At 70.1% G+C, this 9,929-nt stretch carries 9 protein-coding genes; 5 read left to right on the top strand and 4 right to left on the bottom strand.

Annotation, left to right across the window (positions count from 1 at the left end; translation table 11 throughout):
* The 3 genes from ACE3P2_RS03705 to ACE3P2_RS03695 all read left to right on the top strand — a co-directional run.
* On the top strand, positions 1-591 hold a 591-nt coding region (locus ACE3P2_RS03705), incomplete at its 5' end, for a TolC family protein (RefSeq protein ID WP_374261178.1).
* 23 nt (positions 592-614) lie between these two features.
* Positions 615-1,844, top strand: a complete 1,230-nt coding sequence (locus tag ACE3P2_RS03700) for an efflux RND transporter periplasmic adaptor subunit (protein WP_374261175.1) — start codon at positions 615-617, stop codon at positions 1,842-1,844.
* 4 nt (positions 1,845-1,848) lie between these two features.
* Positions 1,849-3,399, top strand: coding sequence for a DHA2 family efflux MFS transporter permease subunit (locus ACE3P2_RS03695; protein ID WP_374261173.1), 1,551 nt, complete (start codon positions 1,849-1,851; stop codon positions 3,397-3,399).
* 7 nt (positions 3,400-3,406) lie between these two features.
* Here ACE3P2_RS03695 and ACE3P2_RS03690 read toward each other — a convergent pair whose 3' ends face one another.
* From ACE3P2_RS03690 to argS, 4 genes are read right to left on the bottom strand one after another with little or no spacing between them, the layout of a single operon-like run.
* The gene (locus ACE3P2_RS03690) at positions 3,407-4,174 is read right to left on the bottom strand and encodes an SDR family oxidoreductase (protein ID WP_374261170.1); all 768 of its coding nucleotides are present in this window, start codon (positions 4,172-4,174) and stop codon (positions 3,407-3,409) included.
* Positions 4,175-4,222: 48 nt separating this feature from the next.
* Positions 4,223-4,867 (bottom strand): thiol:disulfide interchange protein DsbA/DsbL, encoded by a 645-nt coding sequence (locus ACE3P2_RS03685; protein ID WP_374261167.1) that lies wholly within the window; start codon positions 4,865-4,867, stop codon positions 4,223-4,225.
* Between the two features lie 28 nt (positions 4,868-4,895).
* Entirely contained in the window at positions 4,896-5,696 is an 801-nt protein-coding gene (locus ACE3P2_RS03680) for an SPOR domain-containing protein (RefSeq protein WP_374261165.1), read from the bottom strand.
* A gap of 19 nt (positions 5,697-5,715) precedes the next feature.
* Positions 5,716-7,449: an arginine--tRNA ligase gene (gene argS, locus ACE3P2_RS03675; protein ID WP_374261162.1), complete on the bottom strand. Its 1,734-nt coding sequence runs from the start codon at positions 7,447-7,449 to the stop codon at positions 5,716-5,718.
* Between the two features lie 121 nt (positions 7,450-7,570).
* On the opposite strand from argS, the gene ACE3P2_RS03670 reads away from it, so the two are divergent.
* Entirely contained in the window at positions 7,571-8,200 is a 630-nt protein-coding gene (locus ACE3P2_RS03670; protein ID WP_374261160.1) for a hypothetical protein, read from the top strand.
* 68 nt (positions 8,201-8,268) lie between these two features.
* The gene (gene ubiB, locus ACE3P2_RS03665; RefSeq protein WP_374261158.1) at positions 8,269-9,807 is read left to right on the top strand and encodes a ubiquinone biosynthesis regulatory protein kinase UbiB; all 1,539 of its coding nucleotides are present in this window, start codon (positions 8,269-8,271) and stop codon (positions 9,805-9,807) included.
* Positions 9,808-9,929: the final 122 nt, after the last annotated feature.

Raw genomic sequence — 9,929 nt, 5'->3', positions numbered from 1 at the left:
GCCGATCTGCTCGGCCGCCGCGCCGACATCGTCGCCCAGCGCTGGCGCGTCGAGGCCGGTCGGCAGGGCAGCGCCGCCGCGCGCGCCGCCTTCTACCCCAACGTGAACCTCGGCGCCTTTGTCGGGCTGCAGTCCATCGGCCTCTCCAAGCTGGTGGAGAGCGACAGCCGCATCGCCGGCATCGGCCCGGCGATCCACCTGCCGATCTTCGACAACGGTCGTCTGCGCGCCGGCCTGGCCGCCCGCTACGCCGACGAGGACGCCGCCATCGCCCAGTACAACGCGACCCTCGTGGACGCCCTCCACGACGTCGCGGACCAGCTCGCCGCATGGCGCGGAGCCGAAGCCGAAGCCCGCGACCAGCAGGCCGCCCTGGCCCGCTACGAGGAGGCCTGGCGCCTCGCCGAGATCCGCTACCGGGCCGGCCTCGCCAGCTACACGGCGGTGCTCGCCGCCGAAACGCCGCTGCTCGCCCAGCGCCGCCTGAGCGCCGAACTGCGCAGCCGCCGGCTCGACGCCAGCGCCGGCCTCGCCCGCGCCCTCGGCGGCGGCCTCGCCCTGAAAACCCCCGACACCCCGACCAACAACTGATCCCGCCAAGAAGGAACCGGACCATGACCACCCCAACCCCCGCCAGCCCCGCCGGCCGGCGCCGCCGCAGCCTCCTCGCCATCGCCGCCGCCATCGGCCTCGCCGCCGTCGGCTGGGGCGGCTGGTGGGCCACCCACGGGCGCTTCCTGGAACACACCGACGACGCCTACGTGGCGGGCAACGTCGTGCAGATCACCCCGCAGATCGCCGGCACCGTGATCGCCATCGACGCCGACGACACCCAGCTCGTCAAGGCCGGACAGCCGCTGGTGCGCCTCGACCCCAACGACGCCCAGGTCGCGCTGCAGCAGGCCGAGGCCCAGCTCGCCCAGGCCGTGCGCGAAGTGCGCGCGCTGTACGCCACCGGGGGCGCCCTCGAAGCCACGGTCAGGCAGCGCGAGGCCGATCTGGCCCGGGCTCGCGACGACCTCGCCCGCCGCCAGCAGGTGGCCACCACCGGCGCGGTGGCCGGCGAGGAGCTCGAGCACGCCCGCGCCGCCGTGCGCGCCGCCGACACCGCGTTGCACACCGCGCGCGAACAGCTCGCCACCAACCACGTGCAGACCAGCGGCACCCGCGTCGACACCCATCCCAACGTGCAGCGCGCCGCCGCCCGGGTCGAGGAAACCTGGCTCGCCCTGGCCCGCACCGCGGTACCGGCCCCCCTGGGCGGCCTCGTCGCCCGGCGCGCCGTGCAGGTCGGCCAGCGGGTCGCCGCCGGCACCCCGCTGATGGCCGTGGTGCCCCTCGAACAGGTGTGGGTGGACGCCAACTTCAAGGAAAGCCAGCTACGCCACATGCGCGTCGGGCAGCCGGTCACCCTGAGCGCCGACGTCTACGGCGGCGACGTCGAATACCACGGTCGCGTCGCCGGCCTCGCCGCCGGCACTGGCGCCGCCTTCGCCCTGCTACCGGCGCAGAACGCCAGCGGCAACTGGATCAAGGTGGTGCAGCGGGTGCCGGTGCGGATCACCCTCGACCCGCAGGAACTGGCCGCCCATCCGCTGCGCATCGGGCTGTCGATGAACGTGGCGGTGAACGTCGGCGACGACGGGGCCGCCGCCGGCCCCCTCGCCACCGCCGCACCGGCGGCGCCGGCCGGCACAACCGACGTCTTCGCCGATCTCGGCAAGGCCGCCCAGGCGCGCATCAAGGCCATCATCGCCGCCAACAGCGGCGCCCAGGCCGACGCCGCGCTGCCGCCGGCGCAGTTGCCGGCCCATCCTTCCGCGCCGCGGCGCACCCGGGTGTGAGGCCGTGAGCGCCCCCGTTCCGCTGCCGCCGCTCGAACCGGGCGCGCGGCGCCTGGCCACCGTTGCCCTGTCGCTGGCGACCTTCATGAACGTGCTCGACACCACCATCGCCAACGTGTCGCTACCCAACATCGCCGGCGACCTGGGCGTCAGCCCCAGCCAGGGCACCTGGGTGATCACCTCGTTCGGCGTCGCCAACGCCATCGCGGTGCCGCTCACCGGCTGGCTCAGCCAGCGCTTCGGGCAGGTGCGCCTGTTCGTCGGCTCGGTGGTGATGTTCGTGATCGCCTCGCTGCTGTGCGGCCTCGCCCACAGCCTGGAGATGCTGATCGCCGCCCGCGTGCTGCAAGGCGCGGTGGCGGGGCCGATGATCCCGCTGTCGCAGGCGCTGCTACTGCAGGCCTACCCGCGCGAGAAATCGGGCATGGCGCTGGCGATGTGGTCGATGACCACCCTCGTCGCGCCGGTGCTGGGGCCGATCCTCGGCGGCTGGCTGTCGGACAACCTGTCGTGGCCATGGATCTTCTACATCAACGTGCCGGTCGGCCTCGGCGCGGCCTGGCTCAGCTGGCGACTGCTCAAAGCGCGGGAGAGCGCGACCCGCCGCCTGCCCATCGACAAGGTGGGCCTGGCACTGCTGGTGATCTGGGTCGGCGCGCTGCAGATCATGCTCGACAAGGGCAAGGAGCTCGACTGGTTCGCCTCGGGCGAGATCGTTGCCTTGGCCGCGGTGGCGGCGGTCGGCTTCGCGCTGTTCGTGGCCTGGGAGCTGACCGATGCCCATCCGGTGGTGGACCTCACGCTGTTCGCGCGGCCCAACTTCCTGTTCGGGGTGATCGCGATGGCCACCGGCTACGGCGTGTTCTTCGGCAACGTGGTGGTGATGCCCCTGTGGCTGCAGCAATTCATGGGCTACACCGCCACCTGGGCGGGATTGGTGACGGCGCCGATCGGCCTGCTGGCGCTGCTGCTGTCGCCGGTGATCGGCAAGATCCTGCCCCGCACCGATCCGCGCCGCATCGCGACCGTCGCCTTCCTGGTGTTCGCGCTGGTGAGCTTCATGCGGGCCGGTTTCAGCACCGACATCGCCACCGGCAACGTGGTTCTGCCGCAGGTGATCCAGGGCATCGCGATGGCCACCTTCTTCATCCCGCTGGTGTCGATCACCCTGTCGGGCCTGCCGCTGGAACGCGTGCCGTCGGCATCGGGCGTGTCGAACTTCGTGCGGATCACCTTCGGGGCCTTCGGCGCCTCGCTGATGACGACCCTGTGGGAACGCCGTGCCGCACTGCATCACGAACAGCTCGCGGCGCAGGTCAGCAGCTACAACCCCGTCGCCGGCGGCGTGCTCGACGGCATGGCGGCGCAGGGCGTCGACGCCACCCGCGCCCTGGCGGTACTGGAGCGTCAGGTGACGGTGCAGGCGTTTTCCCTGGCCGCCAACGACGTATTCTGGCTGTCGGGGGTACTGTTCCTCGGTCTGGTCGCCACCGTCTGGCTAACCCGTCCGACCCATGGCCGTCCCGCCGCGCCCGGCGGCGACGCCGCCCACTGAGCGGCGCTTACAGGTCCAGCCCGCGCGGCTTGCGCCCCGCGCGGGAAAACGCGAAATCGAACAGGAAATCGGGCAGCAGGCGCAGCAGCTTGGCGACCACGCCCATCTGCCAGGGAATGACGGTGTAGCGAGTGCCCCGGTCGATGGCCCGCACGAAGCGGCGCGCCGCCTCGTCCGCCGGCAGCATGAAGGGCATCGGATAGCGATTGACGGCCGTCATCGGCGTCTCGATGTAGCCCGGCGCGATGGTCACGACGCGCACGCCGCTGCCGTGCAGCTCGACCCGCAGGCTCTCGAGATAGGCGATGGTGGCCGCCTTCGAGGCGCTGTAGGCACCGGCACCGGGCAGCCCCCGGATGCCCGCCACCGACGCGATGCCCACCAGGCGGCCTCTGCCGCGGGCCCGCATCGCCGCCACGAAGGGCTGGAAAGTGGCGACCATGCCGAGCACGTTGGTGCGCAGCACGCGTTCGAAGGCGCGCAGGTCGCCGGCTTCTTCGGTGAGGGTGCCGACCGACACGCCGGCGTTGGCGATCACCACGTCGGGCGTCCCGAAGCGCGCCTCGAAATCGGCGGCGGCGGCGCGCAGGGCCTCACCGTCGGCCACGTCGGCGGTGTAGATCACATGCTCGCCTGGCAGGCCGGCGACGAGCGCCAGCAGCGCGCCACGCCGGCGCGCCACCAGCCCCAGCACGGCGCCGCGGGCAGCGTACTGACGCGCCAGGGCGGCGCCGATGCCGCTCGACGCCCCGGTGATGAAAACGCGCTGGATCACGGATCGAAGGGGAAACAGGGCGCCGTCCGGGCGGACGGCGCGGTGCGCTTACTTGCGGCCCTGCTCGGCGCGGGCCTTGGCGATGAGCTGGTCGGCAACCTTCAGCGCAGCCTCGTGGGTGCCGGCGATGGAGCCCGAGGTGAAATACTTGCCATCGATGGCGAGGGTCGGCACGCCCTCGATCTTGTAGGCGCGGGCCAGCTCGTCGGCGCGCTTGAGGCGCACGTTGACGTTGAACGAGCGGTAGGCGTCGGCGAACTTCTTGGCGTCGACACCCTTCTTGACGGCCCAGTCCTGCGCACCGGCCTCGGTGTGCAGCGGCAGCTTCTCGGTCTGCACCGCCTCGAAGACCTGGCCGTGCAGGCGCGCCAGATCGCCGGTCGCCTCGAGGGTCATCGCGAGCTTGGCGAAACCGGTGAGTTGCGGGTTGCCCCACATCACCGGGACGCGGGTGAACACCACGTCGGCGGGCAGCTTCTTGACCCACGCGTCGAGCAAGGGATCGAAGGCGCGGCAGTGGGGGCAGCCGTAATGGAAGAACTCCAGCACCTCGACCTTGCCCTTCACGTCGGTCGGCTGGGGCGGCGAAACGAGTTCGAACCCCTTGCCGCTGCCCTGCGCCCAGGCCGGCAGGCCGAGGCTGCCCAGAGCGGCGAGGGCGGAAAGCTGTTTCAGGACATCACGACGCTGCATTGCGGTTTCTCCTTCGATGCGAAAGGACTCATTGAGCGGCCGGAGCCGGCTTTGGTTCCTTGGGCTTGATCTTGACGATGGCGGTATTGATGCCATTGGCGCTGAGGCTGTCGCGCGCCTTGGTCATCGCCTCCTGACCCTGGTAGGGGCCGGTGCGCACCCGGTGCATCGTGCCCTTGTCGGGCACATCGACCTTCTGCACGCTGGCCTCCACCCCCATCAACGCAAGACGCGCCTTCAGGTTGTCCGCCTCGGACGGATCTTCGAACGCGCCGGCCTGGAGGTAGAACTTCTCGGCGGGCGCCGCCGGGGCGACCGGCTTGTCGAGGAGTGCCGCCTCGGCCTTGGCACGCTCGGCGCTGCTCGCGCCTTCGGTTGCGGCGCGGGCCTTGTCGGCCTTGGTTTCGTCGGACCGGGCGGACTTGTCGGCCTTGGTTGCGGCGTCGGGCTTTTCGGGCTTGTCGGGCTTGCTGTCGGACTTCACGACCTCGGTGGTTTCCTCGGGCTTGGACGGCGCCGGCAGCGCGTCGGAACCCTTGGGCAGCACGTTGTAGAAGTCGAAGCGCGGCTTTTCGACGGGCTTGTCGCCGGCCTTGCCCGGCAAGGCGATGGGCTCGCCCCCCTGGGGCTTGGGCGGCGGCGGCGCAACCACCCGCTCATCCTGGGGTTTGGGCTTCTGGAAGGGCGAGGCGGCGGTGAAATACAGCGCGATCCCGGCCGCCACCAGCGCGCCGAGGATCAGGCCGACAAAGATGCCGACGAGGGTCCCCCCCCGGCTGCCCGACTTGGGCTTCTTGTTTTGCGGGCGGGGCTTGAGATCGCGACTCATGGGCGGTCAGGTCCGGGAATTACATCGAATCGGGGGCCGACACGCCGAGCAGCGCCAGGCCGTTGCGGATCACCTGGCGTACCGCGCTGGCGAGCGCCAGACGGGCCAGTTTGAGGCCTTCGTCGTCCACCAACATGCGCTCGGCGTTGTAGTAGCTGTGGAACTCGCCGGCCAGATCCTTGAGGTAGAAGGCGATCTGGTGCGGCGCATAGTCGGCGGCGGCGTTCTGCACAACCTCCGGGAAGGCGGTGAGGCGGGCGCACAAGGCCAGTTCGCGCTCGTTGTCGAGGCGGGCGAGATCGGCTTCGGCCAGATCGGCGGCAACACCGCTCCATTGCCCCAGCACCGAACACAGGCGGGCGTGGGCGTACTGGATGTAATACACCGGGTTCTCGTTGCTCTGGCTCTTGGCGAGGTCGAGGTCGAAATCCAGGTGCTGGTCGGCCTTGCGCAGCACGTAGAAGAAACGGCAGGCGTCGTTGCCCACTTCGTTGCGCAGCTCGCGCAGGGTGACGAACTCGCCGGAGCGGGTGGACATCGCCGCCTTCTGGCCGTCGCGGTACAGCACCGCGAATTGCACCAGCGCCACGTCGAGCTTCTCGGGCGGCAGGCCCAGCGCCTGCAGCGCGCCCTTCACGCGGGGGATGTAGCCGTGGTGGTCGGCGCCCCAGATGTCGATGATGCGGTCGAAGCCACGCTCGTACTTGTTGGCGTGGTAGGCGATGTCGGACGCGAAATAGGTGTAGAGGCCGTTCTCGCGCTGGACGACGCGATCCTTCTCGTCGCCGAAGGCGGTGGAGCGGAACCACTTGGCCCCGTCCTGTTCGTAAATGTGGTCGGCTGCCTCGAGGGCGGCAACGGCCTTCTCGACCAGGCCGGTGTCGAACAGCGAGCGTTCGGAGAACCACATGTCGAAGGTCACGCCGAACTCGGCCAGATCCTCGCGGCCGTCGCCGAGCTGCTCGGTCAGCGCGAAGCCGTGCACCCAGGCATAGTCGGAGCCGAGGAGGCGCTTGGCGTTGGCGATCAGCGCGTCGAGGTGGCCTTCCTTGTCGGCCTCGACCGACGGGGCGCCGGCCAGCACGTCGGCAGCGGACACCTGGGCGAAGCGGTCGGCGTGGCCGGTCTTGATCTGGGCAGCCATGTCCTTCACGTAGTCGCCCTGGTAGGCGTTGGGCGGGAAGGGAATGGCGATGCCGAAGAGATCGAGGTAACGCAGCCAGGTGGACAGCGCGAGGATGTCCATCTGCCGGCCGGCGTCGTTGATGTAGTACTCGCGGGTCACATCGAAACCGGCGAAGTCGAGCACGTCGGCGAGCGACGCGCCGTAGGCGGCGCCCCGGCCGTGGCCCACGTGGAGCGGGCCGGTCGGGTTGGCGGAGACGAATTCGACCTGCACCTTGACGCCGGTCTTGACGCCGCGGCCGTAGGCCTCGCCGGCGGCCAGCACGGTGCCGACGACGGCGGTCTTGGCGTCCGCGTTGAGCGTGAAGTTGATGAAGCCGGCACCGGCCACTTCGGCCTTGGCCACCAGCCCGGACTTGGGCAGCTCGGCCAGCAGCAGGTTGGCCAGCTCGCGCGGGTTGCGCTTCAGGGGCTTGGCCAGCTGCAGCGCCAGGTTGCTCGCAAAATCCCCGTGACCGGCCTGCTTCGGGCGTTCCAGGTTGATCGGGGTTTCGGCCTGGTCGGGTGCCACGCTGAGGAGGGCGGCACGCAGGAGGTCGGCAAGCTGGGTTTTCTGATCGGCGCTCATGGCAAACACTGCGACTAAAAGCACAGGATTATATCGAAGCGCCGGGCGTCCCGCCTGCCTCCCGCCCGACGGCCCTTCGGCCGATGCCAACAAAGTCGGTCGGGCATGGCAAACTGGCGGCGTGAACGTCATCGCCACACGCCTCCTGGCCGGGACTTCGGCCCTCTTCGCCGGCCTGCTGCTGGCGGCGGGCGCGCGCGCCGACGCGCCGACCCTCGACTGGCGTCTGCCGCTGCCTCCCGGGCCCGGCTGGCGGATCATCGACCTGCGCGAGGGCAATGGCATCCGCCACGAGGAATACGTGCCGCGCGGCCAGGGCATCGACGACTACCGCGACCGCCTGCTGGTACAGCGCTTCGTCGCCCAGGACCTCGATCCGGAAGCCTACCTCGGCCACATCGCCGCCGGGCTCGCCAAGCATTGCCCGGCCTTCACCACCAGCGGCGTGGTGATTGGCGCCCGCGACGGCATGGCCCACGCCACCCGCACCGCCTACTGCGGCCGCTTCGACGCGCGTCCCTACGGCTACGTGATCGCCCAGAAGGCGATCCGCGATGGCGAGCACCTGTTCGTCGTCGAACGCGAATGGCGGCTCGCGCCCTTCGACGTCGGCGCCGACGGCATGGTGAACTTCGATGCCGCCGACGAGGCCCAGAAGCGCGAGATCCGCCTCGCCGTGCGCTGGCTCACCGAGCAGGTCAATCCCGGCCCACCGCCGCCCGCCCCGCCGCCACCGCGCCCGCGCCGCTGAGCACCCGCGCCGCTTTCGCCAGCCCGGCTTTCGGGGCACAATCCGCGTTTTACTTTTCGCCTGCCGCCGTGCGCCTCTTCCGACTCGTCAAGATCATCTCCGTCAGCCTGAAATACGGCCTCGACCAGATGATTCTCTCCAACGAGCCGACCGGCCGCCTGGCCTGGCTGGCGCGCTTCGCCCACTTCGGGCGCCGCTTCGACCAACCCGCTGGCGCGCGCCTGCGCCAGGCCCTCGAATCCCTCGGCCCGATCTTCGTCAAGTTCGGCCAGATGCTGTCCACCCGGCGCGATCTGCTGCCGCCGAGCATCGCCGAAGAACTCGCCCGCCTGCAGGACCGCGTCCCACCGTTTTCCAGCGACGAAGCCCTGGCTCAGCTCGAAGCCGCCTACGGCAAGCACGCCGACGCGGTGTTCGCCCGCTTCGACCGCCAGCCCATCGCCTCGGCGTCGATCGCCCAGGTGCACTTCGCCGAGCTGCCCGACGGCACCGAGGTCGCCGTCAAGATCCTGCGTCCCGGCATCGCCCCGGTGATCGCCCACGATCTGGCCCTGCTCGACGCCTTCGCGATCCTCCTCGAAAAGGTGTGGCCGGAAGGCCGCCGCCTCAAGCCGCGGGAAGTCGTCGCCGAGTTCTCGAAATACCTGCGCGACGAGCTCGACCTGATGCGCGAGGCCGCCAACTGCTCGCAGCTGCGGCGCAACTTCAAGGATTCCGAGCTGCTGGTGGTGCCCGAAGTGCACTGGGACTGGTGCGCCACCAACGTGATGGTGATGGAGCGCATGAAGGGCATCCCCATCTCCCAGCTCGACGCCCTGCGCAACGCCGGCATCGACCTCAAGGCGCTGTCCCGCGCCGGCGTGGAGATCTTCTTCACCCAGGTGTTCCGCGACGGCTTCTTCCACGCCGACATGCATCCAGGCAACATCTTCGTCGCCACCGAGGGCGAGGCGCGCGGGCGCTACATCGCGCTGGATTTCGGGATCATCGGCACCCTCAACGATTCCGACAAGAAGTACCTCGCCACCAACTTCCTGGCCTTCTTCCAGCGGGATTACCGGCGCGTCGCGCTGGCCCACATCGAGGCCGGCTGGGTGCCCGCCCATACCCGCGCCGACGAGTTCGAGGGCGCCATCCGCGCGGTGTGCGAGCCCATCTTCGACCGCCCGCTCAAGGACATCTCCTTCGGCAAGACGCTGCTGCGGCTGTTCCAGACCGCCCGCCGCTTCGAGATGGAAGTCCAGCCGCAACTGGTGCTGCTGCAAAAGACGCTGCTCAACATCGAAGGCCTCGGCCGCCAGCTGGACCCGGATCTGGACTTGTGGAAGACCGCCAAGCCCTTCCTCGAGCGCTGGATGAACGACCAGATCGGCTGGCGCGCCCTCGTCCGCCACATGAAGGATGAAGCCCCGTCGTGGGCCGCGACCCTGCCGCAGTTGCCGCGCCTGGTACACCAGGCCCTCACCGCGCGGCACGACGAGGAAGCCCGGCGAGCCGAGCTCGCCCGCCTCGCGGCCGTCAATCGACGCAACACCCGCTGGCTCGTGGCCGGCAGCGCGGTGCTCGCGGCACTGATCGCCGTCGAGGCCTGGCGCTGGTTCGGCTGAGCCCGCACCCGCACCAAAAACTACAACAATCCTCCGCCTATTATTGCAACTCCAGCAACAATAGGCGCCCCGTGCCGCCCACGCCCCCCTCGCCGGGCTGAACGAAAGCCCGTCGCCGGCGC

The organism is Zoogloea sp., assembly GCF_041911615.1.
Taxonomy (GTDB): domain Bacteria; phylum Pseudomonadota; class Gammaproteobacteria; order Burkholderiales; family Rhodocyclaceae; genus Zoogloea.
This window is presented reverse-complemented; position numbering and strand designations above follow the sequence as displayed.